This is a genomic window from Paenibacillus sp. FSL R5-0923, from assembly GCF_038009145.1.
Lineage (GTDB): Bacteria > Bacillota > Bacilli > Paenibacillales > Paenibacillaceae > Paenibacillus_AQ.
The window spans coordinates 3,831,795-3,855,754 of the sequence record NZ_JBBPAT010000001.1 but is presented as its reverse complement, the minus strand read 5'-3'; the positions used below and the strand labels follow the sequence as shown (position 1 = coordinate 3,855,754).

Annotated in this window: 32 protein-coding genes and 1 pseudogene; 6 read left to right on the top strand and 27 right to left on the bottom strand. The window is 40.9% G+C overall.

Going from position 1 to position 23,960, the window contains the following annotated elements; all coding sequences use genetic code 11:
- Positions 1-13: 13 nt before the first annotated feature.
- From MKX35_RS17255 to MKX35_RS17220, 8 genes are all read right to left on the bottom strand, one after another.
- Entirely contained in the window at positions 14-802 is a 789-nt protein-coding gene (locus MKX35_RS17255) for an HAD-IIA family hydrolase (protein ID WP_076298751.1), read from the bottom strand.
- Between the two features lie 283 nt (positions 803-1,085).
- A complete protein-coding gene (gene rnz / locus MKX35_RS17250) occupies positions 1,086-2,033 on the bottom strand; it encodes a ribonuclease Z (protein ID WP_076298752.1) in 948 nt (315 codons plus the stop codon).
- 144 nt (positions 2,034-2,177) lie between these two features.
- The gene (gene metH, locus MKX35_RS17245) at positions 2,178-5,555 is read right to left on the bottom strand and encodes a methionine synthase (protein ID WP_371916531.1); all 3,378 of its coding nucleotides are present in this window, start codon (positions 5,553-5,555) and stop codon (positions 2,178-2,180) included.
- Positions 5,556-5,734: 179 nt separating this feature from the next.
- The gene (locus MKX35_RS17240; RefSeq protein WP_076298754.1) at positions 5,735-6,166 is read right to left on the bottom strand and encodes a FixH family protein; all 432 of its coding nucleotides are present in this window, start codon (positions 6,164-6,166) and stop codon (positions 5,735-5,737) included.
- Between the two features lie 263 nt (positions 6,167-6,429).
- Complete coding sequence (locus MKX35_RS17235; protein ID WP_076283536.1) at positions 6,430-7,215, bottom strand: HAD family hydrolase; 786 nt, start codon at positions 7,213-7,215, stop codon at positions 6,430-6,432.
- A gap of 33 nt (positions 7,216-7,248) precedes the next feature.
- Positions 7,249-7,776, bottom strand: coding sequence for a hypothetical protein (locus MKX35_RS17230; protein ID WP_076283535.1), 528 nt, complete (start codon positions 7,774-7,776; stop codon positions 7,249-7,251).
- A gap of 49 nt (positions 7,777-7,825) precedes the next feature.
- Positions 7,826-8,035, bottom strand: coding sequence for a DUF896 domain-containing protein (locus tag MKX35_RS17225; RefSeq protein WP_042188845.1), 210 nt, complete (start codon positions 8,033-8,035; stop codon positions 7,826-7,828).
- 109 nt (positions 8,036-8,144) lie between these two features.
- Positions 8,145-8,558 carry a LysM peptidoglycan-binding domain-containing protein gene (locus MKX35_RS17220; RefSeq protein ID WP_076283534.1) on the bottom strand — a complete coding sequence of 138 codons (414 nt, stop codon included), beginning with the start codon at positions 8,556-8,558 and terminating at the stop codon, positions 8,145-8,147.
- 295 nt (positions 8,559-8,853) lie between these two features.
- On the opposite strand from MKX35_RS17220, the gene lexA reads away from it, so the two are divergent.
- The 4 genes from lexA (at position 8,854) to MKX35_RS17200 (ending at position 11,435) form a co-directional block, all read left to right on the top strand.
- Positions 8,854-9,480 carry a transcriptional repressor LexA gene (lexA, locus tag MKX35_RS17215; RefSeq protein ID WP_042188849.1) on the top strand — a complete coding sequence of 209 codons (627 nt, stop codon included), beginning with the start codon at positions 8,854-8,856 and terminating at the stop codon, positions 9,478-9,480.
- A gap of 273 nt (positions 9,481-9,753) precedes the next feature.
- On the top strand, positions 9,754-10,092 hold the full coding sequence (locus MKX35_RS17210; RefSeq protein ID WP_042188851.1) for a L,D-transpeptidase: 339 nt from the start codon (positions 9,754-9,756) through the stop codon (positions 10,090-10,092).
- A gap of 149 nt (positions 10,093-10,241) precedes the next feature.
- Entirely contained in the window at positions 10,242-10,622 is a 381-nt protein-coding gene (locus MKX35_RS17205) for a hypothetical protein (RefSeq protein ID WP_076283533.1), read from the top strand.
- A 234-nt stretch (positions 10,623-10,856) separates the two neighbouring features.
- On the top strand, positions 10,857-11,435 hold the full coding sequence (locus tag MKX35_RS17200; RefSeq protein WP_076298755.1) for a hypothetical protein: 579 nt from the start codon (positions 10,857-10,859) through the stop codon (positions 11,433-11,435).
- Between the two features lie 125 nt (positions 11,436-11,560).
- Here the strand turns inward: MKX35_RS17200 and MKX35_RS17195 are convergent, their stop codons facing one another.
- From MKX35_RS17195 to MKX35_RS17160, 9 genes and pseudogenes are all read right to left on the bottom strand, one after another.
- Positions 11,561-12,367, bottom strand: a complete 807-nt coding sequence (locus MKX35_RS17195) for an MBL fold metallo-hydrolase (RefSeq protein ID WP_076298756.1) — start codon at positions 12,365-12,367, stop codon at positions 11,561-11,563.
- Positions 12,340-12,840 carry a cupin domain-containing protein gene (locus tag MKX35_RS17190; protein ID WP_052404320.1) on the bottom strand — a complete coding sequence of 167 codons (501 nt, stop codon included), beginning with the start codon at positions 12,838-12,840 and terminating at the stop codon, positions 12,340-12,342. Before MKX35_RS17190 ends, MKX35_RS17195 begins: the two co-directional genes overlap by 28 nt.
- A gap of 133 nt (positions 12,841-12,973) precedes the next feature.
- Entirely contained in the window at positions 12,974-13,597 is a 624-nt protein-coding gene (locus MKX35_RS17185) for a DUF4352 domain-containing protein (RefSeq protein ID WP_076298757.1), read from the bottom strand.
- A gap of 266 nt (positions 13,598-13,863) precedes the next feature.
- Positions 13,864-14,067, bottom strand: coding sequence for a DUF5316 family protein (locus MKX35_RS17180; protein ID WP_076298758.1), 204 nt, complete (start codon positions 14,065-14,067; stop codon positions 13,864-13,866).
- Between the two features lie 457 nt (positions 14,068-14,524).
- On the bottom strand, positions 14,525-14,989 hold the full coding sequence (locus MKX35_RS17175; RefSeq protein WP_076298759.1) for a phage portal protein: 465 nt from the start codon (positions 14,987-14,989) through the stop codon (positions 14,525-14,527).
- A 19-nt stretch (positions 14,990-15,008) separates the two neighbouring features.
- Positions 15,009-16,001, bottom strand: a pseudogene (locus MKX35_RS31885) (PBSX family phage terminase large subunit).
- Between the two features lie 40 nt (positions 16,002-16,041).
- Entirely contained in the window at positions 16,042-16,557 is a 516-nt protein-coding gene (locus MKX35_RS17165; protein ID WP_076298760.1) for a terminase small subunit, read from the bottom strand.
- Positions 16,545-16,628, bottom strand: coding sequence for a hypothetical protein (locus tag MKX35_RS31880; protein ID WP_445671587.1), 84 nt, complete (start codon positions 16,626-16,628; stop codon positions 16,545-16,547). The genes MKX35_RS17165 and MKX35_RS31880 overlap by 13 nt, the downstream gene beginning before the upstream one ends.
- A 191-nt stretch (positions 16,629-16,819) precedes the next feature.
- Entirely contained in the window at positions 16,820-16,945 is a 126-nt protein-coding gene (locus tag MKX35_RS17160; RefSeq protein ID WP_256716239.1) for a phage terminase small subunit-related protein, read from the bottom strand.
- A 222-nt stretch (positions 16,946-17,167) separates the two neighbouring features.
- Here MKX35_RS17160 and MKX35_RS17155 point away from each other — a divergent pair, with 222 nt between their 5' ends.
- Positions 17,168-17,422: a hypothetical protein gene (locus MKX35_RS17155; RefSeq protein ID WP_076298761.1), complete on the top strand. Its 255-nt coding sequence runs from the start codon at positions 17,168-17,170 to the stop codon at positions 17,420-17,422.
- Positions 17,423-17,990: 568 nt separating this feature from the next.
- Here MKX35_RS17155 and MKX35_RS17150 read toward each other — a convergent pair.
- The 6 genes from MKX35_RS17150 to MKX35_RS17125 all read right to left on the bottom strand — a co-directional run bounded on the left by MKX35_RS17150 (position 17,991) and on the right by MKX35_RS17125 (position 21,035).
- Entirely contained in the window at positions 17,991-18,542 is a 552-nt protein-coding gene (locus MKX35_RS17150) for an RICIN domain-containing protein (protein WP_076298762.1), read from the bottom strand.
- 269 nt (positions 18,543-18,811) lie between these two features.
- Complete coding sequence (locus tag MKX35_RS17145; protein WP_256716240.1) at positions 18,812-19,072, bottom strand: sigma factor-like helix-turn-helix DNA-binding protein; 261 nt, start codon at positions 19,070-19,072, stop codon at positions 18,812-18,814.
- 83 nt (positions 19,073-19,155) lie between these two features.
- Positions 19,156-19,335: a hypothetical protein gene (locus MKX35_RS17140; RefSeq protein WP_256716241.1), complete on the bottom strand. Its 180-nt coding sequence runs from the start codon at positions 19,333-19,335 to the stop codon at positions 19,156-19,158.
- A gap of 784 nt (positions 19,336-20,119) precedes the next feature.
- Positions 20,120-20,353 carry a hypothetical protein gene (locus tag MKX35_RS17135; RefSeq protein WP_076298764.1) on the bottom strand — a complete coding sequence of 78 codons (234 nt, stop codon included), beginning with the start codon at positions 20,351-20,353 and terminating at the stop codon, positions 20,120-20,122.
- Between the two features lie 24 nt (positions 20,354-20,377).
- Positions 20,378-20,812: a hypothetical protein gene (locus tag MKX35_RS17130; protein WP_076298765.1), complete on the bottom strand. Its 435-nt coding sequence runs from the start codon at positions 20,810-20,812 to the stop codon at positions 20,378-20,380.
- A gap of 40 nt (positions 20,813-20,852) precedes the next feature.
- The gene (locus MKX35_RS17125) at positions 20,853-21,035 is read right to left on the bottom strand and encodes a hypothetical protein (protein ID WP_076298766.1); all 183 of its coding nucleotides are present in this window, start codon (positions 21,033-21,035) and stop codon (positions 20,853-20,855) included.
- Between the two features lie 569 nt (positions 21,036-21,604).
- Between MKX35_RS17125 and MKX35_RS17120 the strand changes: the two genes are divergently transcribed.
- Positions 21,605-21,772, top strand: a complete 168-nt coding sequence (locus MKX35_RS17120) for a DUF4083 family protein (RefSeq protein ID WP_234541773.1) — start codon at positions 21,605-21,607, stop codon at positions 21,770-21,772.
- Positions 21,773-21,908: 136 nt separating this feature from the next.
- Here MKX35_RS17120 and MKX35_RS17115 read toward each other — a convergent pair whose 3' ends face one another.
- From MKX35_RS17115 to MKX35_RS17100, 4 genes are all read right to left on the bottom strand, one after another.
- Entirely contained in the window at positions 21,909-22,262 is a 354-nt protein-coding gene (locus MKX35_RS17115; RefSeq protein ID WP_256716242.1) for a DNA methyltransferase, read from the bottom strand.
- A 67-nt stretch (positions 22,263-22,329) separates the two neighbouring features.
- Positions 22,330-22,578 carry a hypothetical protein gene (locus MKX35_RS17110; RefSeq protein ID WP_256716243.1) on the bottom strand — a complete coding sequence of 83 codons (249 nt, stop codon included), beginning with the start codon at positions 22,576-22,578 and terminating at the stop codon, positions 22,330-22,332.
- Between the two features lie 380 nt (positions 22,579-22,958).
- The gene (locus MKX35_RS17105; protein ID WP_076298768.1) at positions 22,959-23,390 is read right to left on the bottom strand and encodes a hypothetical protein; all 432 of its coding nucleotides are present in this window, start codon (positions 23,388-23,390) and stop codon (positions 22,959-22,961) included.
- Positions 23,387-23,839, bottom strand: a complete 453-nt coding sequence (locus MKX35_RS17100) for an ASCH domain-containing protein (RefSeq protein ID WP_076298769.1) — start codon at positions 23,837-23,839, stop codon at positions 23,387-23,389. Before MKX35_RS17100 ends, MKX35_RS17105 begins: the two co-directional genes overlap by 4 nt.
- Between the last annotated feature and the right edge of the window lie 121 nt (positions 23,840-23,960).

Sequence of the window (23,960 nt, the reverse complement as noted above, 5' to 3'; positions counted from 1 at the left end):
AAGATCCTAGCTATTATACACCGAGAAACGTTTTAAGTTCAGTTAAATCGGCACAAATTTCATCCGGTGAGATTCCGGTAAGGTTTTTATAGTGGTCAAGATTTTCTGCATTGGTTAATCCGGTAAATACAAGAACTGTGCGACAGCCCGCATTTACTCCAGCTGCTATATCTGTACGCATATTATCACCGACAACCACTGCATGTTCAGGCTCGATACCAAGAAGATCTGTCGCAAATTTGATTAAATGGGATTCCGGCTTGCCAATCACTACCGGACTCACTCCACTAGCAGCCTCGATGGCTGCTCCGATCGTACCTGCGCCAGGCATAATGCCATCATCTGATGGCAGCATTAAGTCTGGGTTAGTGAGTACAAACTTTGCTCCTCCCAGAATCCAGCGTGAAGCTTGCGAGAGCGACGTATAGTTGAAGGAGCGATCGATGCCTTGCAGTACATAATCGGGTGAGTCTGTGACAATGCGGAGCCCAGCTTCGGTACAAGCCACATGCAAACCCTCTTCTCCAAGTATCGCCACTGCAGCCCCAGGTGATTCCTCAGCTATGTAACGTGCGGCCGCCATTGATGAGGTACATACCTCCTCAGCTTTCGCATCGATTCCCATTCCACATAAATGTGCAGCCACATTAGCCGCTGTACGCGATGAATTGTTGGTAACAAATAAAAAAGGAATGCCCGCTTCACGCAGACCTTTAATCAGTAAATCAGCACCAGGAATCATTTTATGCCCATGGTATAACGTACCATCTAAGTCAATCAATAATCCTTTAATCTGTTCCATTATAAATCCCTCTATTTCCATAAAAAATTAATTAATGTGATAAATTAATAATGGTATTAATAAACATTCAACCTAAGCCCAGCTTGGATTTAGAATGATTAATAATACTTTTTGTTTGGTGGTATTGTCCGTTTATTTTCGGCAAGATTTCCAGCCATTCGTACCTCTTTCACGCTGTAATTACTTTAAATCTAACACACTTCGTCGAATGAAATCGAACGAGAGACTCTTCCAGCATTTTTTAGCATAGCACTGTCATTTCCTGCGCTTTCCCGGAAAATAATCATTTCCCCAATTGCCCGTTTTGTCTTCGATAAATTGGATATGTGCCGAATTCCTCCGCTAATAATGTCTCTGGAAAAATGAGCTCAGCTTCTTCCAGCAAAGGAATCAACTCTTCAGACGAACTGTAACGAGAGCTGAAATGAGTCAACAATAGTTGGCCTGCATTGGCTTCCTTTGCTAGTTCTGCAGCTTGACGTGCTGTACTGTGATGGTATTGATACGCCATTTCTGCCAGATCATGAGCAAAGGTTGCTTCATGAACGATAAGGTCTGCATGAAGTGAGAGTTCTAAAGCCCCTGAACAAGGTCTTGTGTCTCCCAAGATCGTAACAATACGCCCTCTTTTAGGTTCTCTAACAACATCAGCAGCGCAGATACGAACACCGTCATCCGTTATAACATCTTCACCTTTTTTTAATTTTCCATATAACGGTCCAGGCTTTAAGCCATAACTCTTTAGTAATTCCGTATTGAGGCTCCCGGGACTATCCTTTTCCGTTACCCGGTAACCATAGCTATCAATACGATGCTCTAATAATGCTGCCTCCACTTTAAAACCATCATCCTCAAATACCGTTCCTCCTGTATGCTCGACAATCTCAATCTTGTATGGAATTCGGGATTGGCTCACAGCTAAGGATATATCTAAGTATGCCTTCAATCCAGGGGGACCATAAACCGTTAAAGGAGATGTCCCTCCCTGATAACCACGACTAGATAATAAACCCGGAAGACCAAATAGATGATCTCCGTGTAAATGTGTAATAAATAGCTTTTCCAGCTTCCCTAGGCGAATCGGTGAGCGAAGAACCTGATGCTGAGTCCCTTCCCCGCAATCGAACATCCAAATGCTACGGCGTTCTTCCAGAAGTCTTAATGCAATCGACGTTACATTGCGTTGTATAGTTGGTACCCCTGCATTCGTACCTAAAAAATATAATTCCATCCCTCTTCCTCCCTTCTTCTTATTGACTGAACTATCTCTTATCTATTCTAAACGTCCTTCTTCCAGCAAAAAACCCCCCAGTTACGGGAGGTTCCGCTGAAAGGGATACAATCCCCCTACAGACCGGGTGTATAAATGAAAGAATTACAGCTTCTCTACATTAAAATACTGCGCTTCTGGATGAGCGAATACCATCGCCGAAACGGAAGCCTCAGGCTCCATCATAAAGCCTTCTGTAAGGTGAACACCGATATCCTCTGGGGATAACAGTTTAAATAGTGGTCCCTGATCTTCCAGATCTGGGCATGCAGGATAACCAAAGGATACACGAATCCCTTGATATCTTGCCCCATGTCTTTGTTTCATGGTCATATCTGCAGGATCTGGGAAGCCCCATGTATCACGCATCATGTGATGAACACGCTCCGCTAATCCTTCTGCTACTTCCAGCGCTACAGATTGTAACGCATGTGAGCGTAAATAATCTCCATTATCCTTAAGGGCTGTAGAGAGCTCACGAACACCGTGTCCCGCAGTTACCACGAGGAATCCAACATAGTCCATCATTCCACTGTCGACCGACTTCAAAAAGTCCGCTAGACAGAGATAAGGCTCAACACCTTGTCTTGGGAAAGTAAAGGTATGCAGAATCTCGGCTGTATTCTGTGGATTATAAACGATAATATCGTTACCACTTGATTGTGCCGGAAAGAATTGATACATCGCATGAGGAGTAATCGTACCTTCCAGCATCGCTTGATGTAGAATGTCATCGACAGTACCTTTCAACTCCACAGTCCGCTCATCACCAGCAGCTAATTGCGCCTCTACAGAACCTCGTAGTCCCAGATGGTGACCGAGCAGCATTTGCATGTTCACATAAGGGATAATATGCCCCAATGGATAATTACGAATGACATGGCGCTCTAAATCCGGTGGAACAAATACAGGTGCATCTGGAGATATTTTGGAGCGTACAGCTCTAGTCAGCGTAGGAAGCTCTTGCTTAGGAGCAACTGCCACTGCGGATTCTGCTTCCACTCGAATTTCCTCGGCAATTTTCTCCCGTTCAACAGGATTCATAAGCCGATTAGCAATATCGAGTCCATCCATAGCATCCTTAGCATATAATACCAGCCCATCATATTCCGGCCGGATACGTGTTTTGGTGAACTTGCGAGTCAAGGCAGCACCACCTACCATAATAGGCACATCAATCCCAGCCGTGCGTAGGTCTTGCGCAGTCAGCACCATCTGCTGTGCCGATTTTACGAGTAGTCCAGACAATCCGATCGCATCGGCTTTTTCACGACGAAACGCTTCGATAATGGTCTCAGGTGGTACTTTTATACCCAAATTAATGATCTGATAACCATTATTGGATAAGATGATCTCCACCAGATTCTTACCTATATCATGCACGTCGCCTTTTACAGTTGCCAGCATGATCTTGCCTTTTACCGCTGTCTCATCCTTCTTCATAAACTGCTCCAAATGACCAACCGAAGCCTTCATCACTTCAGCGCTTTGCAGTACCTCAGCTACAATCAACTCATTGTTATTAAACAGCCGTCCAACCTCTGACATCCCGGCCATTAGCGGGCCATTGATAATCTCCAAAGGTCCTGATTTGGTAAGCGCCTCATTAAGGTCTGGAATAAGCCCTTCTTTGGTGCCTTCAACCACATATGAAGCGAGACGCTCTTCTAGCGACAGGTTAGAAATTTTCTCTTTTTTCTCAATCTTCTTCCCACGGAAGGCGGCTACAAAAGCAGCAAGTGTGTCGTCATTCGTATTATAAATCAATTCCTCAGCAAGACGACGATCTTCAGCAGGAATAGAAGCATAACGTTCTACCTTCTCGGTATTTACGATCGCATAATCCAATCCAGCCTTAGTGCACTCATAGAGGAATACTGAGTTCAGTACTTCACGCCCCGCTTCCGGTAATCCAAAGGAGACGTTACTGATTCCCAAGATCGTATGAACACCTGGAAGTGCTTCTTTGATTAAACGAATCCCATCAATAGTTTCTTTAGCAGAGCCAATATATTGTTCATCCCCGGTTCCTACAGGGAACACAAGCGTGTCGAAAATAAGGTCTTCTCCAGCTAATCCGTATTTGTTCACTAATAAGTCGTAGGAGCGTTTGGCAACTTCCAGTTTGTCCGTAGCCTTGATTGCTTGTCCTGTCTCATCAATCGTACCTACAACGATAGCTGCGCCATACTTATGAATCAAAGGAGTGACCAGTTCGAATTTTTCTTCACCATCTTCAAGGTTAATGGAGTTAATTATAGCCTTACCTTGACAGTATTGTAACGCCAGATCAATAACCTTAGGATCGGTAGTATCGATCATCAGAGGAACTTTAACCTTTTTTACAACTAATTCTAGAAACAGCTTAATATCTTCAATCTCATCACGGTCCGGATCTTGCACGCAGACGTCGATAACTTGAGCACCACTCTTCACCTGTGCACGGGCAATTTCAGAGGCTTCCTCATATTTACCTTCGACGATAAGACGTTTAAACTTACGCGACCCTAATACATTCGTACGTTCACCAACCATGTATGGACGGTTGTCGTTTTCAATATAAATAGGCTCAATCCCAGAAAGTGCCGGTGGATGATTTCCTGCAAGCGGACGTGGAGGGAATTGCGAAAGTGCCTCCGACATAGCACGGATATGTTCCGGTGTCGTTCCGCAACAACCTCCCGCAATGTTAAGCCATCCCTTTTCTGCAAACGCAGCAATTTTACGCGCAAGAGAATCAGGAGATTCATGATAATGCCCATTCTCATCTGGCAGTCCAGCGTTCGGATAACAACTCACAGCCGCTGAAGAGATTGCAGAAAGTGAACGAATATGATCACGCATGAACTCTGGACCCGTTGCACAGTTTAGACCAATAGAGATTGGCTTCAGATGTTCTAATGAAATATAGAATGCTTCAATATTCTGACCGGCAAGTGTTGTACCCATCGGCTCTATTGTTCCCGAAATCATCACTGGCAATTTGATACCCGTCTTCTCAAATGCATTTCGAATACCTATACTTCCAGCCTTCACGTTCAAAGTATCCTGAGAGGTCTCTAGCAATAACGCATCTACTTGACCATCAATCAATGCCACTGCCTGTTCCTCGTAGCTATCAACGAGCTCTTGGAAAGTCACGCCTCCCGTAACAGAGAGTGTCTTTGTTGTAGGACCCATCGCACCTACAACATAGCGGGGACGATCTGGTGTATCATATTTATCAACGGCATTACGGGCTAGCTTTGCTGCAACCAGATTAATTTCACGAGCCCGCTGCGGAATATCATATTCAGCAAGTACAACAGACGTTGCACCAAATGTATTCGTTTCAATGAGATCAGCACCTGCTTCAAGATACTGCTCATGAATCGTCTGAATTACTTCTGGACGAGTTAATACTAGCATTTCATTACAGCCGTCTAATTCTTCCCCACCAAAATCCTCACCTGTCAGAGGCACCTGTTGGATCATTGTGCCCATTGCACCATCTAGAATTAATATTCTTTGTTGTAAGCTTTCCTCAAGTGTATATTTAGCCAACGTATAGTCCCCCCAGTAAAACATTAGAGTAAGTTTAGCAGAATAAAGGAATTTCGGAAAGCCTTCCTTTCCACTCTGCATTATCTGTAATTACAGGTTATAATTGCTATTCTTTTTAATTATGGTTTCACAGAGAGTTCTTTATTAGGCATAGAATGCTGAGTTCTAGCAGTTACATGCGATGTAACAATATATTGTCCTTCTTTCGCAAGTGTTCCTTCTGCTTGATAGATTCCATCACCGACTAGCTTCCCTTTAAGCTCAATTTTCTGTTCCTCATCATCTTTCCTCACAATTTCAAATAAAACCTCTTTCGCATCATCCACAGCTAAGTTTTCTTGCGTCACCACAGCCTCAAAGGTCACCTTCTGATTTACAACAACCTCTTCAGGACTCCAATGTAACTCGACCTTGATAGGCTCCATAGACATGTCCATGTTCATATTCATATTATGTATTCCAGATTGTTTGGTTTGGTCTGATGAACATCCTCCCAATACTAAAAGTGTTGCACCTAATAATAAAGGAACTATTGTTCTTGAAATCTTCATTTAGATTCCTCCCAGTCAAATTGATTACTAAGAATCTACCAATTCATGTTATACATTCTCCATCTATTATACACATTATTATTGGTTTTTCAGTATTTCGCATCAATTCAGCTAAACTCTTGTGACTTAAATCATATACTAGTAAATCTCATCTAACATACTAAATATGATGTAGATATAAAAAAGACAGTAAGTCTCCTAGATACCTAGGAACTCACTGCCTTCTTAAAGCTTAAATGAATGAAAGCCTCTTCTACTCAATTTTATAAAGATTGGACCAATGAAAGAAGCTCTCCAAGATGTTTGATTTCATAATCCGGCTGAATTTCCGGATCTGGCTGTTTGCCTTTTCTGTTAATCCAAACTGTAGTCAAACCTGTTGCCAGCCCACCACGAATATCCGTTGTAAGCTTATCTCCGACCATAACTCCTTGCTCAGGTGCAATATCTAAAAGTTCTAGGGCATGCAGAAAAATTTCCTTATTCGGCTTTCCTTTGCCGAAGCTTCCAGAAATCACGATGTGATCAAAGAAAGGAACGATTTCAGGTACGCCATCTAGTTTCTCTTGTTGCAATGCAGGGCATCCATTAGTCAGAAGCAATAGCTTCACTTTCCCCTTCAGTTCTTCAAGCACCTGAATCGTTTCTTCATAGATGTAAGGTCGATTTCTACGCTCTGCTGCGAATTTGGCTGCTAATGTCTCAGCAAGAGCTTCGTCCTCTACACCAAGTGCTGCAAGACCACGACGCCATGCCTCTTTACGATATCCCGGTGCAAGCTGCTCCAATTGACGGAATTCCGGCTGTTCACCTGCAGTAAAGTTCCCCCAAAGTGCTTCAAACGGATTAATCCCAATCATCTTTGTAAACGGGTTCGTTTCGTAGGATTCATATAGTCCAATGGCTTCTTTACGCACCGCAAGTTCCAGTTCTTGTGGATCAATCGTATCCCCAGCGGCTTCACATGCAGAACGAAATGCTTCATTAACGCTCCGATCATCCCAGAGCAGTGTATCATCAAGGTCAAATAGTACGGCGGAAATTGGCATTACAGGTCTCCCTCTCCCATGGCTGGTTAATTTCTATTCGTGAACTACTTCAATTTGGTGAGCTTTTGCGAATGCTTCCAGTCGAGTCCCCATTGCATTGGTATCATAACGATTCATAAGTCTGGTAAAAATCCATTTCGTGCGTTTGCCTTTATGCTTAATTACAACAGCTCCACGCGAAAGGATGATTTTCTCAATATCAGAAGCTGGCAGATAACGTTCGCGGTTGAATTTTATAGTAGATAGTCTAGCATTCTCTACCTTCAAGTACGGACGTCGGAAGAACAGAAGTGCCGCTAGTAAGTAGTACAAAACGACTCCTAGCCAGTTCATAAGCATACCATTACCTTTGGCCTGGTCCACTGAACCAACCATCCAAAACATAGTACCAAGCACTAATAACACTAATGGAAATGCAATGTTACGGCCTTTAAAGGTTTCACTGTTCTTACCAGGAGATTTAGATTTAGATGCGTAAATCGTTTCCTTCCCCTGTTTCTTTCTTTGCTTATTAATTTGCTGCGTGTTGCGTTGAACCATTCTTTCCCAAGAACGGGCCATATGCGTTCCCCCTAGTCATCCAGTAATATCTATGAAAAGGAACAGGGTGTTAATGCTTACGCCCCTTGTTACCTTGTTCATGCTCATCATTATCAACCAATTCAATCGTATTCAATTGTGCTCGGAAGTTATTGCGAATATTCCCCAAATAAATTTCACGAAGCTTGGCGCGTTCCGCCGTTTCCTCTTGATTAAGGCCTACGCTCTTCTGTTTGCGTGCCAATTCGTTAATACGCGCGACCAACTCATCAATATTCAAAACTTTCCCTCCCCTTATAAATTAATTCTAACTCTGCCATGAGAAAAAGAGCTTGTCAAGGTTTACTCCCTGCAAGCTCTTCATGTCCTCTTATTATGTTCTTAGAATATTAATATATAGGTAAAGTGAGAATATCTCCAGCATTAATCTGACTACCTTTAATGCCATTGGATTTTTTAATTCCTTCTATATATACAGCCGTTTTCATATCAGAAGGTTTATTCTCAAGAGCAATACTCCAAAGTGTATCTCCACGTTCAACCACTACGCGCTTCTCATCCTTCATTAAAGTAGTAGATCCTGCAAATACATTACCTACTACTGTAAGTCCTGATAGTACGAGCACGATGATCAATGTCAGTTTAATAACAAAATCTCTACGGAACAAACGCATCAAGCCTTCAAGCAAAAACTCTGTAATCTCTTTAATCTGAGCTGAATAACGGGTAATAGGATTATGTCCTAAAGATTCAACCACTGGGGCTTTATCGTAGATGCTACGGTATGTACTGTATTTTAACATGAATATCATCCTCCAAACACTTGTTCTTACTTTTGAAATTATAATAACACGAACATGTGTTTTCTTCAATACTATTTTAGAACAATTGTTCTCTTTTTTTCAGAGGTTAATATTTACCATATTCTTCATATAAAGAATCACTCTTATCGTTTAGATGAAGGAAACGCAATCAATACAAGACTACCATTTATTAACTCTTTCGAATTAATATTTATAATAGTTAGAACTTATGTTTGTGCGAACGGTAGTTCTATGTTATAATTTTCCCAAACATTACTATATGGGGTTGATTCCAATGTCAAAGATTTCAAGTCGCCAGCTGGCGATCCTGGAATTTATACGTAGCGAAGTCCGCAGCAAGGGTTATCCTCCTTCCGTCCGGGAGATTGGAGAAGCTGTTGGTCTTGCTTCCAGCTCCACAGTTCACGGTCATTTAGATCGGCTAGAGAAGAAGGGACTTATCCGTCGAGATCCAACGAAGCCTCGTGCGATAGAATTGCTTGGCCAAGAGGATTCCGAGAATGTCCATCATTTCGCGCAAACCGTCGCTCGCATTCCTGTCGTAGGTAAGGTTACCGCCGGGGTTCCTATCACTGCTACTGAGAATATTGAAGACTACTTCCCGCTTCCAACTCACTATGTTGGAGATAACAAAGTATTTATGTTATCGGTTCAAGGTGACAGTATGGTCGAAGCTGGGATTATGAATGGCGACTATGTTATTGTTCGTCAACAACAAACGGCTGATAACGGAGATATCGTTGTAGCTATGACCGAAGAAGATGAAGCAACCGTTAAGACTTTTTATAAAGAACGTGATCATATACGTCTTCAGCCGGAGAATCCGGCGTACGAGCCTCTTCGCCTTAATCGCGTAACCATTCTCGGCAGAGTTATCGGATTATTTCGAGATATCCACTAAGTTTGCACTCCTACCTAGCGAAAACGGATACCGTCCTAAAGGACGGTATCCGTTTCTACGAGAAGTATAAGGATAGGGTATATCGTAAAAATATATACTTTCTTTTATTTTTTTAAAAAAGCTGTTCTGCAAATGCAGAATAGCTTTTTTATTGTTATCAAACTCCATTTATCAATTACAGAACATTTGTTCTCATAGGCTAAAATGACCATTTTTAATGAATAACCGTTTAGGCATCCTCCTCATATCTTAATTAGAAAGGAGTGTTGCACAATGCCAAATTACCGGATTATAGTTGATCTGACGCAGCGTATGCTTTATCTTCTTGATAACGACATTGTGATCAGGGGCTTCCCAGTCGGAATCGGTAAAATGTTAACTCAATCACCACTCGGTGAATTCACAATCATCAACAAACAACCCGATCCAGGTGGTCCATTTGGGGTCTTTTGGATGGGGCTATCTAAGCCTCACTATGGGATACATGGAAATAATGATCCCTCATCCATAGGGCACGAAGTATCCCACGGTTGTATTCGTATGTACAATGAAGATGTGTTAGCACTAGCTGCGATTGTACCGATTGGAACACGAGTAACGATCAGGAATTAAATCTATCTCTATAGATAAACACGCCTCACTCATGGTTCAATGGAGGGGGCGTGTTTGTATTTATGTATTTTTGATGACCTAATAGGAATTATGTGGCTATATGTCGAATAATGTTAACAGGATTTCAAATTGAAAGGAAGTGTCTCGTTTTGAACAACTCAAAAATTAGAACCCTCGTCGATTTTAAAGTCGATGCACTTGTTAAACTCTCTGGCTTATTGTTAAATAACGATCAAGCGGGTGGAAAAAAAGTAAATTTACTCACCTCATTCGGCAGTATTCAAGGGACCATCTCCCCTTCCACCTCCAATAAAGAGGATGTTTTTGACTTAAAATCTCTAATGGATGATGTCATTGTAGATGAATACATATCTTATTTAGGTGCGGAACATCCCGATAAAAATTTCAGCTATAACTTTGTAGTCCTTAATGATGTTTCTGTAAGACCCTATACTCACTATGAATCTCCGATCGAATACAAACAGCTAATTGTTTATACTGATCAAATCACAGCCTTCAATTTCTTATGATCTTGACATATTTATTTTAAAAAGCTCTCAACAAAGCACTCCAGCAGTTGCCCCAATTTTGCACTCAGCTTGCAAAATCGGCAGATCTCTGGGTGCTTTCTCTTTTCTAATCAGTAGTCGTTTCCTAAATTCCCACGATTTTCGCTCTTAACAGATACTAGTAGAGAGAATTCAGGCATATCTTTCAATAAGCAATAAATCTTGCTCTACTGAGATCATTGGAGGTGTGATTACATGCTGATTTTCTTAATGTATATGTTTGCCATTGTAGGAGGAGTCTTAATTCTAAGTGCCGTTATTATAGAATTAAAAAAACTATCTACTTCTTCTGAACTTTCTAAGCTGTTAAACGCAACCTCATCTTTTAATATTATATTCACCAAAACATTCATTCCGCCCAATCAATCGCACTTGATCGCCCTTAATGAACCTTATAAAAAAATAGCAATAGGTACCAGCAATCCGAAAACAAGCAAAAAAGCAATAGCAAAGCTATACTCGTTCGACAATATAATGGGATCAGAGATTGTTGTTAACGCACTAACCCTTTCAAAAGTATCTAAACGACAACAAAACAGCAAATCAACTGCTTCAAGTGCGGATATTAATGTGGTTAATAGCTTTGACGAAGAGGCTGATGTTATTGAGGAACTTACGCTTAAAATATACATGAACAGCAATGAAATACCTGTGTATAGTATTTCCTTCTTGCCAGGCTTATTGCCCATTCAACAATCCGATAATCAATACAAAGAAGCTTACTCCCAAGTCCAACAATTACATGCTTTCTTCAGGTCGATCGTATCCGAATGAATGCCCCCCTTCCGCCTATTATTACTTCACTTTACCTTTCCCAATTAGAAATTTTGAAAACCTTAAGGAAAGACAAAAAAACGGTCCTTTTGAGAGGGCCGTTTTCGCTGCATCCAACATTCATTTTAAAATTGCACACTAAATCCGTTAAATCGGTGAATGCCCGTACCATGAGCGACAAGATCCCGTTCACGTAGTTCACGAACTGCCTTCATAACCTCTTGCAAAATAGCTGGATCTAGACCCAACGTATTATGAGAGCCGAATACTTGAGATACATTTGGAATTTGCGCAATCTTTTCTAAAGAAGCCACTAAATCTGCCGGACTAGTAGAGGGATAAAAAGCATAAATTGGCGTAACATCATACAACAAATCCCCTGTAAACAGATACCCGTTGGCATGATCAAAGATGCTAATATGACCTGGCGAATGACCCGGTGTGTGGTAAATTACTAATCTACGCCCGCCTAAATTAAGCACATCTCCCTCTCGCAATAGAGCTGTTGGTTTCCCTTGATAAGGCGTATACCTATTAGGATCAAATGTCTCAGGAACAGGAAGAGTAATATCTCGGCTCATATCTTTTCTGATCTGGGCAAGGGTCAAACCTCGTATTCCATTAATTAGCCAATCCTCATCCTCTTTATGAACATAGATCGTCTCAAATTGTCCATGACTGCCTATATGGTCTGCATGCACATGCGTAGTGATGACAGCGATAGGTAAATCCGTTAACTGATCCGTTATTCTTTTTATATTATCGATGCCTAATCCCGTATCAATCAACACCGCTTGTTCTTTCCCTAACAACAAAAAAGAGTGCACCTTTTCCCAATGTCCATATTCACTGATTGCATAAGTAATTGGATCAATTTTCGTGACTGTGAACCATCGATCTTGAATCAAGTGTGATCCTCCATTCCGTTCCATTTCTCCCTTACCTGCTCTTCTCCTTTATAATAGTCCGCTTGTTGATCCGCCTGATAAATTTCTTGATAGGGGAGAATGTTGATTTTACCTGAGTCCGGATATTCGCAAACATCTATGCCCTGGTTCGTTCGGAGATCAAGATACTTGCAAGGGGCATCCGTATGATTATAAAGTTGATGCGCTCCTTCAGGTCCTATTTCAAAAAATAGTACATCACCTTCAGAAACCTCACTAAAACCCTCGGGAGTTCTTAACATCGCTTTTCCCGTCAAAATCACAAATATTTCTTCAGCGTTTCTATGAAAATGATAAGGAAAGGAATACTTATCTGGATCAAGCGATCTTATGTCGAAGACAAGATGTTTAGAATTTGCGATCTCAGCTAACCTCTCACTCGTATGCCAAGCAAACTCAGGGATCGGAGATAACTTTTGTTTAAATGAAACTGTATTTTCATTAAAAATCTTCGCCAAATATAACACCCCTCATCCATTACGCTTTTCTTTCAATATAATCGGTTTGGTACTTTATGTAAATGCAGATTATCAGGTTTAATAATAAAAAAAGCCCCGCCAGCTTTGGCGAGACTCTTATATGTGAAATATCCTATTTATTTTGAAGAACGATTTTGATTTCTCCATCTGAACTAAAACTTAAAACCGTAAAATCAGTATTGATTTCAAGTTCTTTCCAATCCTTAGGAAGCTGGTAAGCTAGTTTGCCACGAATTTTCTTTCCTGCAGCTAAAGCGCCGTCCATTGTTCCTACTTGACTATCCAAAGTATGAGCCAAGAGATCTTCATTTATGGAGAAGCTGTCTTGGTATGCATTGAACATTAGCATAGAGCTTACCATATAATCTTTACTGGAAATATTCTCAAGTATAATTCCGATTTCTACAAACTCATTACCCTCTGATGGTTGTACATAATCATTTCCCTTAGGCTTTTCCAGAGATTCAACTGTAAGCTTAAAATTCTTAGTTGTGATGGTTTGTCCAACTTCAGTTATCATCGTTTCCTTTGGCTCTTCTGTAGGCTTGCTGGTAGGCTTTTCCTTTTCGACCGGTTTCTCTGTTGCTGCAGTATCATCTACCTTTGCCACTGCTGGTTCTGATTTTGATACTGTAGGTTCACTATCATTCCCCTGTGATCCAATCACCCCTATTACAACAAAAACAATAATAAGCCAAAACCACCATTTTTTAAAAAAAGGTTTCTTTGTTTTCAATATTCTACTTCCTCTCAGATAATATCCACTTCCAACTTTTGCTAGGAAAATATACCCATATTATCCTATGAAAGATATACCTTTGCAAGAAAAATATAAAATAATGTCAGATGATAAGAATAATTGTGACTGTTATATTAAATTCCATTTTACTAGAACTATAAATATAAAAAACATCAACGGCAACGACATCAAGGGTCTAAAGGTTCTAGTAAAAAGTCATGTATTGCACTCTTTACCACTCTTGAATTTGAGTGTGGTAAATATCACAACAAATATACTAGTCCAGCTATAGCCAAGGAAAGAACCCCTCCTAAAGCAGACCAATTCGCTACTTTGTTTTTAATTTTACGGTCTTCTTTGGATTCTGAATAAAAATTCCCTCTTTGCTGAGTACCTGTCGTAAATCCGCCAACACATATACCAGAGATCACAAAAAAAGCCAGTCCTATATATATGAAAATGCGCATATTAGTGCTCCTCCCAGGAAAGTATTGTATATCTATATATAAGATATTCTAACATTATTCTGCACTACTAATTGGAAAAGTTAAAATGATGTATGACGAGAATGCACATAATCGAGGAATCATGGGTATGTGCTCAGGTGCTATTTCTTGTGGCGATTGGTATTGCAGCCCTTCTGGTGTCTACTTAGTTTCTCCACTAACGGAGAGAGTCCTCTTCTTCGAGTTTTGGACTCAGATGACGTTATTTACAAAATAATCGTCTTTTGTGCAGGGTTTCGGACTCCAGTAACCTTGTTGCTTCTTTAGAGCATAATTGGGTACTTTTCAGGCCAATAACTGCATCGCGGTCCGATAGGTCCGATAGCAACCTTGTATGCGAACCTATAAGCCTATTCAGACGACTAAATTAATGAAGTTTGTTATTGCTCAAGAATATCCTCAAAAAGAAGGGAGTGCCTCAACAGCCATCGCTGAAAGGGCACTCCCTTCTTAAATAAACATGCAACCATGCGCACCCCTTTTTAACGCTCTCCTTCAACAGGTTTTTTAATAGTCTTTTAAATCCTTTATCAAAAATCCCTGTCAACAGTTCATCATAAACTTTGTTCTTTGTCTGGATGCTCATTTCCTTACTCAGCAGATAACCGGCTTTCTGATCAACGAGCTTTCGCAAGAATCCGTGAACGATCTTATTATTAGCGAGGTTTGTAGCTTCTACCAGCGCCCCACCTGCTCCAATGGTCATTCGCTTACGTTTTAAGATATCAGCCTTATTCCGGTAGTAGCGTTCACCAGCAAGTTTTTCCTTACGTTCCTGGGATGATAACCAATCATCTATTTCTTGCTTAACGATCTCCTCGTCTGTCATAGCGGATGCCGCACCTTTTTCAATGATCCGGTTAACCTCTTCTGTTGTGCTCAATTAGTTTCCTCCTCTCCTATTAATCAAATGAGAACGAAGCTGGACGCATAACAATGGTGTTCACAAAATAGCGGTCACCGTGCATCTGGTGGTCATGTTGCTTAATGGGCTTCTCTTCCCCGCAATCAGCTGCCTTTTCATCCCATATGTAGGACGATAACTCGCAAAAGGTTTCCTTGCAGCAATCATTATAGAGAATCTTTCCGGTATTCAGTGCTGAGGATACATTGCGGATGCCTTCTAACACATCGTTTTTTGCCTTTTTCACTATAAACTTTCCGTATTTTCTTACAGTAGCTATAAAGCTTGCTGCGGAAGGGTCAATGATAAGACTTTGAAGCGATATATCCCCAACGAATTCAACCAAATCATGATAGTACTCTTTATCCGTCTTCTGTTGGCTCTGCTGGCGACCGTCATAGTGGTATTCTTTCACCTTGTACCAGACACCAGAAAAAAGCCCCGACAGCCCGAACGTCATCGGGCTTTGGGTGCTGTAGTCACAAGAGATATATGATATTTGCTGTAGCGGCGATCCTCTGTCTTAACAGGTTACAGTTAAACCAATACTTTGCCCCATCTACAGAACATCGAGCAGTCGCTTGTTCTACAAATGAGCGCGGCATCAAGGCCACTTCATCAAAAACATTCCTATAAGCGTGATCCCATGTATCAAATCTTGACTTCGTTCATCCTTACCCCCAAACAAGTAGAAGTCTTTACTTACCGGCCTCCTGCTGATAGTAAGATAGTTCTCTGCCCTATGATCCACTACAGTGTATCCTCTGGATTTAAGCATTTGCTTCAACGGCCCTATAAGGTTCCGTCGAAGAGCACCTATAGTCTTTCCCGCCATCCCCAGGTTCTCGCCGTTGAAGGTTTCAGTAGCCCAAACAATAAATGAAAAGGACATTGAAGATGTTTTACCAAAGCGGACTGCACCATCAAAAATTAAAGCATCTTTATCTGCGTGAGGGCTTTCACCTTACATCCACCAAGTAAGAACCTGAATCTGCTTACTAGAGAATGGTTTCTATTTAAAGATTGCATCCTTACGCTTCACTTTCATCTGACCACACTCCTCTCGCTTGAGACTTGAGAGCCTCAATGAAGCCAGCGTCTGGCAAATCATTAGCGTCTGGAGGAGTCATACCCTTAATTTCAAGTTGTAGTTTCTGAACGCGAAGCTTAGTTTCTTCATCCATGTAGCCTAGATACTTTTCCAGCTTATCCAGTGCCTTGAGCTTGTCATAAAACTTGATCCTAAGACCTTCACGTCCCTGCTTTACCTCACTCACTAACGTTCCGTCGACCTCTTCTGAGGATTTAAAACACATATAGCTTACTGGTCTAGTAATTGGATCACCTTCGTTATCTAACACTGGACCATATTCACTCATAACTGTTTCTTCTTGGGACCTGAATTCCACATAATCAGAAGTATCAGCAAATACGATTTTAAGATACTCGGCTATAACCCGATGAACGCTCAACCCGATCTCACCAACCATCTGATCCTTCAACCTTGTGATTTCTGCCTGTATTTCAGGTTTCCTCAGGTTTTCCATCCTATGGAATAGGCAGCCCTCTTTGAATCACCGGCAGCTAAGGCCGCTCTAGTTGCGTTGAAGTCTCGCATATATTCAAGGACAAACATTCTTTGCTTGTCAGTTAGCTCAGCTTCTACTTCAGGTGGATCACCCCGAGCCACTTCTTTTTTCTGTTTATTGGATTTCGGCTTCTTTTGTTGTACAACACTCTTTTTTTCTTTGGCTGTTGTACAACATTATTTGATGATTGTTGTACAACACTCCATTTATCACGCTGCTTTCAGACGGCTACCTTCTTTTCATCAATATGCAGTTGCTCGGATATCTGCCTGTTTGTTATTTCCCCACCGTGCTCACGCCATATCTCTAGTGCGCGGTCCCGGTTTGGATCACGTGCTCTTGGCATTACATTATCACCACCCCCGACAATTCAGGATCTTTACCCATGTACCTTACTTCACCGTCACCTCTGCAGCTTTTTGGGTTTAGATTATGGGGTTATAAGAAAATTTTAAAGAGTATTTTATAACCTCACAAATTATCCACATTTAAATTGCGTATTATCCCTTCAAACAAAGTGCATCTTAATCCTGAAATATACAAAACACTTTAAAGAGAATGAAAAATAATGACCATTAACAATCCAGCTTTAAACAATTCCATTGTTAAACAAAAGGTATCTCCATCTGATCTCCAAATAATTAGCGATATTGTCGAAGTTACTTTTTCTGATGTAGGCTTGATGGGAGCCTATGAGGATCTATGTTCCGCAGCTGCTAACGCCGGTAGAGATGCTTGCAATAATCTAAGTAATCCCATTGCGGTAGCAGCTTGCAAATTAGCTGTTAATGCTGCTGAAGCTGAATGTAAAAGTCGTTGCTAATGAAATAACATAAACAAAAAAAACGAACAGCACACCTAAGAGGATGCTTTCCGTTTTTTGTTTAATAATATTCAGCTATGGTCACCACATCTTTATTATATCATTGTCGAGCTCAATTAACCGTGAGCTCATCGGCTGGCGTGGGTTTTTCACACACCATTCATTATAAGAGTCGAATAATTAATAGGTTCCTCCTATATATAGGTGGCTATCGGGTGACAACTTTCAAAATAATTAAAAATCTCATTGTTTTTATTGATTTCTTTGTTATAGATTTGATTCACCAACACTAGATAAGGAGGATATTTATGAACATTAATTTGACACCTTATATAACAGCGCAAGAGCATTCGGTGCTGCATTTGCTGGACTATACTTCGGACATCGATATTCCAAATAAAGAGAGGATATGAAATTTAACAAAGAGTGTCTTCAAAAACTGTATTCGCCACTTGTATTCCGAATCTATAATTATCTATACGTGTCGGATGTTCAACTTGAATTTCTCTATCTAAAAAACCACGCCGTTTCTATGTGTAGAAACGGCGTGGCATTAGCTTCATATGTGTTACGATGCAGGCGGAATGAACCAGCGTTGATTGGCGCCGCGATTATAATCCCACTGGATAGCCTGTCCTCCATCGGATGTCGATTGTCCCGATATATCCAAATACTTGCCGCTACCTCGGTTGATAATATACGACGAGTCACCTCTATCCAGATTGGTTGGAACAACTTTCCATTGCTGGTTCCATCCGCCATTATCCGGCCATTGAATCACATTAGCACCATCGGATGTAGACGATTCGCTGACTTCCAGTAAATCTCCGCTTTCTACGTTTCTGATGTGATAATAGCCGTCTCCTAGATCTTCGAAATACCATTTTTGATCATTAACAATGGAATTCCAATTAAAGTGCCATTGTATGATAAGCGCCCCATCCGCTTGTTTATCCCATCCACTGACTCCCAATGCTTTATTGCTATTTACATTTATAATGACTTTAGGGTTCGTTCCAGCAGCATGCATCGTCTGAGTAAATGCAGCAGATGCTGCGGATCCAATAAATACAAGTGCCAGAATCGCTATCAACCATTTCCTATTGAGTAACCGTTTCATAAGATAAGTCCACTCCTTTAATTTTCATTTAGTCAGATTTCAACCTCTCCCAATTAAACTCCATTATAGACGATTAGAATGTTGTCGCCTCCTTTGATAAAAAGTAAGTAATACCCATTTCATCAAATCTCATGATGAGGTTCTATTTCTATCATTTGAAGGCGAGCGCTCGCAATGATGTTCATAGAAATAGATCTAGAAGAAATCAATTCAAATATAGGAAAATTATTCCTTAATTATACATCGGTTACAAAAGAGATGTTGTCAATTTAATCACATAATAACAAACTATTTTGAAGTGATTTTCCAACTTCCACCTGCCCTCGGGCAATATACTCGTTAACACTCTCCTTTTTCATTCCAAGAAGATAAGCAATTTGAATACGCGAGTAGCAATTGCCAAAAGCTAATACATAACATTCCTTTTCGCGAGGACTCAATGTTGATAATGCATCTTCAATCTGAAATCTTTGCCACTCTGATAAATTACTTGGACTCCCTGCATTACTTTGTTGGATAAATGATTGCATTCGAATAGGGTCCATCAGTATCTCACGCTGATATACTGCTCGCCTTTCTATCCCACGCTTATTCCCTGGTCTCAGTCCTGAATTCAGCCACTCAATGACAAACTCACAGTCAGATTCATTCCAGAAATCACCTTTTTATCTTCAGCATCAGCCTTCCTATATGCTCGCTCCGCGCCTTTAAGGGAGAGTCGATAGTTTAGGGCAATTGCTGGAGCTAAGTCCGTTACCTTTACTGCAGGAGCCTTGCTATTGGCGATGTTCATCCTCATTCCCCTTTGTGGTACAATTTGGTCGAGGATAAAAGCTGCTATTGGCCTGACGCATCAGGGCTTTTTTCTGTATAAATACATTCCACCATCAGAGAACATCTTCATGATTGTACTGATAGGATATGTGTTGTATGCATCTTTGAATCTAACCCAACTCGGTCCCCACTTCAGCACTTCTACAGGTTTTCTTGGGCTTTCAGTAAAGATAAACTGTCTATGCCCGTCCGACAATGCTTTTTGAGTGTCCTTGTATCTCATTCTACGGATCTCTTTATCACAAATGGACGCTCAGCAGCCTTACCAATAGGTTTGGGATATTTCGAATCTAGGTTTGCTCTCTCTTCCTCCGTGAGTTGTGATCTCTTAATCTTTCCTTGCCCACCGCCTGTAGATTCAATCTCCTTGCTTTTGATTCCTGAGTACCAATCGCTTATTATGATTTCCTCGCTTTCGGATTATCAAAGTCTCTTGTTCCTCTCTCAACCCGTGCTATATTAAATAAGAGGTGAATTTTATGAACGGTAAGAAAGTTATCATTATTCTTTTGTCCATCTCTTTACTGGGTGTGATTGCTTACTTCGGAATCGCTTATGGATTACTTTGGTATATCTTTAATGGTTAAGATCTATGATTACCCGGGCCCCATTTTACTGGAATTATTCGATCTGATTCGATGGCCTTCGGCCTAATAGTCAAGTTCCATCTCTTCGATCTGCTCTTTGTACCTGTCCCAAGTGTCTTCTTCGAAGCATTTTTTATAACTACTCAAGCTATGTCCTTACCCTTCTATGATGTCATTCAAGTCAATGCAAATTGTTCTCTCAAACATCGTGACTTTCATGCCGCCCTCTTCAAACGGATAGGTACCTACGGCTTCTGCGAAGTCCTCCAAGTCTGAAAAATCAATATGAACGTAGGCATATACCGTTTTGTTCTTATGAAATTCCTGAGTATATAGGCCAGTTTCGTTTTCATTGAGCACATGGTACAAATCTGCATTTACTTCTTTCATACTTTTCTCCCCCTTATACCTCTATTAGTCCAAGAATTCTTTAATCAAATTTCCTTTACGATCAAAGTATTTAGTACGCCACCAGGGATGGCAGTTCTCAGCGTAGTATTTCCCCTCGAAGCAAACGTCAATATTTCCCGAGTGATTGCCACCCACCATCACGCCACATTGCCCGTCAACCTCGATCTTCATTCCTTGATATGTGAAGTCAATTGCACGGCGCTCGCAAATCTCCCGGAAGGTCGCTGGATTGGTGAACAAGTCACTGACCTTGATACCGCCGATCTTCCGGCAGCGCAATTTCTTGACTACTGTACCGAATTTCTCTTCCCACAATCCATCCTGAAGGTATTCCCAAAATGAATACTTAGTCTTCCCAGCAGTTTCACCTTGTACTGTTCGTCTGCACCAAGGATCATCCCATTCGTTCCACTGGACCCATACTTCATAAGTATTCATCGTGTATCGTCTCCTTTGATTGGGGTCTCAGCCCCCTAAATTAATCCAGCGCTGATACTGTAGGCTCTATACTTGCAATCAGATTCATGTTCATGAACACTTGTATTCGAATTCCCTTCATATCCCGATAAAATGCCCATGCCTCAGAATCGTTTTGCGTTGCCATTTCTACCTTTCCATGCAGCGTGTTAATCAAAACGTATACAATGTCATGCTTATCCATGTGTCTCAGCCCCCTTATAAGTTCAGTACAGCCAATTCCATCATTTATATCCTCCTTGTGGGAGAGGAGGGCTATTAACCCATCTCTGTCCCAGTATTTTCGTACTGTGCAGCATGTGGACATCAACCTAAGTTGGCATGATATAATACATTTGTAAATAATTATCATTTATTTGAAAGGGGATAAACATGAATAACATAAAGAAGGAAAATCAAAATATTAATAAATGGCTTTCTATTATTTGTCTTATATTAATACCTCTCTCTGTTGGCATCGGAATTGTATTCGATATTTATCGAGATCCAATACAAATTCTGCTTATGGCGTTAGGTTTTATAAGTTTATCTTGGATAAATTGGTCAAAGTATAAAGAGAAATCTAAGTTGTAAATACTTTTGCTTCACAGTATGCGTCTACTGCGTCATAAACTTTGGGTGAGGAGTGCTGTAACCTCCTCTATCCCTTAATGTCATGTATCTTCGTACTGCGCAGTAAATAACTTCAAATAAGTTCTTTTTTTTAGTTTTAGTTTGTTATAATAAAACAATAACTATTAATGAGGTGTTATCTTGCAATATATTTTTTTAATACCATTGGCATTTATTTGGGCGATTCCCTTGGTTTTACTGTTAAAAAGAGATTATCTTACTAAAAACAAGGTTTCAGATAAAAATGCTAGCATAGAGAAAAAATTAGACAGAATAATAGAATTGCTTGAAAAAGATAAGGGTGCATAATCACTTTTATCTTTTTTTATGTCGCAGTATGCGTCTACTGTACCTTTGGGAGAGGAGGGATACTCCTACTCCCTTAATGATCTGGTGCGGCCCCCTTGTTGCTGGGTTTATGCTATCGGACGATCGCCTTCGCCCCTTAGAACAACGTTAATTGCATATTCTTCAACCGTTCCATTCCGTCTGCAGCATGTCGTTCATTACGCCCTATAGCGATATATTTTCTTCCAGTCCTTGATGCAGCCACAGCCGTTGTACAACTTCCAGCACAATTGTCTAGGACGGTTTCCCCAGGGTTGGTGTAGGTGCGTATGAGGTATTCGCACAACTCCACTGGTTTTTGATTTGGATGGATTAGTTCAGGATCATCGTTGTTAACTACCGGATAGTACAAGACACTGCGCGGCAATCTCTCAGTCTTCCCAGCCTCGTTTGACCACGGAATTTCATCACCATAAACAGATGATTTATGGTTGTTAGTCGCTGCATTCATTGGTTTATGTCCCTAACTCATTTGAGCATTATAGATCGGCAGCCTTTTATAAAAGACTAGTATGTTTTCATGAGCTTGCAGCGGCATGACCTTTGTTTAAGTGTCCTGTTGCCTTGTTCTTTTCCCATATCCATTCATATTTAAATAATTTCATATTGCTGGCTGCGAGTGCCTTATCAAATGGGGCTTTAGCAAATAAGACGATTGCCCCGTTATCCTTAATGATCCGTTCATATGCCTTCCATAGCTGATCAAACGGCAGGATAGAATCCCAAGGGCTCTGCGTTGTGCCGTATGGTAGATCGCATAGGATCATGTCCACACTTCCTATAATTTGTTAATAGTGATAATGTACTTATAACTAATTAATAATAAGGAGATAGATAAATTGCATAAAAAGAAATATTTCACCCTTTCACCACCGTTCCTCATTCTAGGGATCATCTTGGCTTTCACTCTTCCATACGATAAAAGGTCTTATGCATTATTAGCAACCATGATGGCATTTTGGATTACTTACTATGTTTGGATTTATATAGAGAAGCTGATACAGAAGAAAAACGAATAGCATTTGTTACGCCTTATGTGTCTACTTAACAATACTAAGCGTGATAAATGCCGCCTCTGCCCTCTCTCGGGGGCAAATGTTTGTCTTATCCTTTACCTGTGTCAAGACTTGTTGCTCCCTTCCTTATTTCACTTCAGAGCATCTGAAGCCATGTGATAAAAAGGATTTGGCGCCGCGGATTTAATCTTTTCAAGCGCTTCCTGTAGATCATTTCGCTCAGAAATCAAATCAGAAACATTCATTTCCTCTGCGTTCGCCCACTCGGTCAGGATTTTCATTTGCCCTTGATATTCATCCAACTCCGCCTGTTGCCGGGCTATGGTCTGCTGTGCCTCTGCTAAATCCCTCTGAACATCTGTGTCAGCCATCATCAACCCGTTTACAGCTTCTTTCCAACGCGCGTTCTGTTGTTGTGACTCTTCTAGTGAGTGAATTAAATACGCAATTTCTGCCTTTTCAATCATGAACCACCATGGAGAACCTGCTTTAAAATTTCTCTTTATCTCTTCTATCCGTTCTGGTGTCATGCTGGATAAGGGAATTTTTCCCGATTCACTCATAACTGCACTCCTTCCCAGTTCCAAATCTGTTGTTGCCCTTTGGCTGGAATCGGAGCCAGCAGTTGCTTAATGTCTGCCAATTCCCAAGCATAGCGTCCTTGATCAAACCATCCGAAGGAATACTCTTTATCAAGAGTATTGAAGTGAGTTTTTCGAGTGTCTGATTCTAAGGCAATCACTCCGCCCAGCACATCTCGCCGGATTCTGAAGCAATCTTTCAACTCTGAAATAGCTACCACAGCCCCAGTCGGTAAGTTGTCCACTGTATAACCGTTCCGAGCCAACGCTGCTTTAATCTCTGGCACTTCGCAGGCCTCTTTATCAATCTTCTTCACTGCATGGATAGCGAGTGGTCCTCTGTGCTTTGTGGGCCAGCTGCGCGTTTCAAACTTCTTCTCATTGAGAGCTATCAGTGTTGCCCACGGCTGAATGATGGTTATGGACTTCATGGCTTTGCCTCATTTCTTCATCGTATTTTCAAATAAATTGAAGCAATGTTAATAATGATTTATTTTCCAACCGATAGTAAAAAGAGAATAAATAATACATAAGGAGAATTTGAAATGGAAT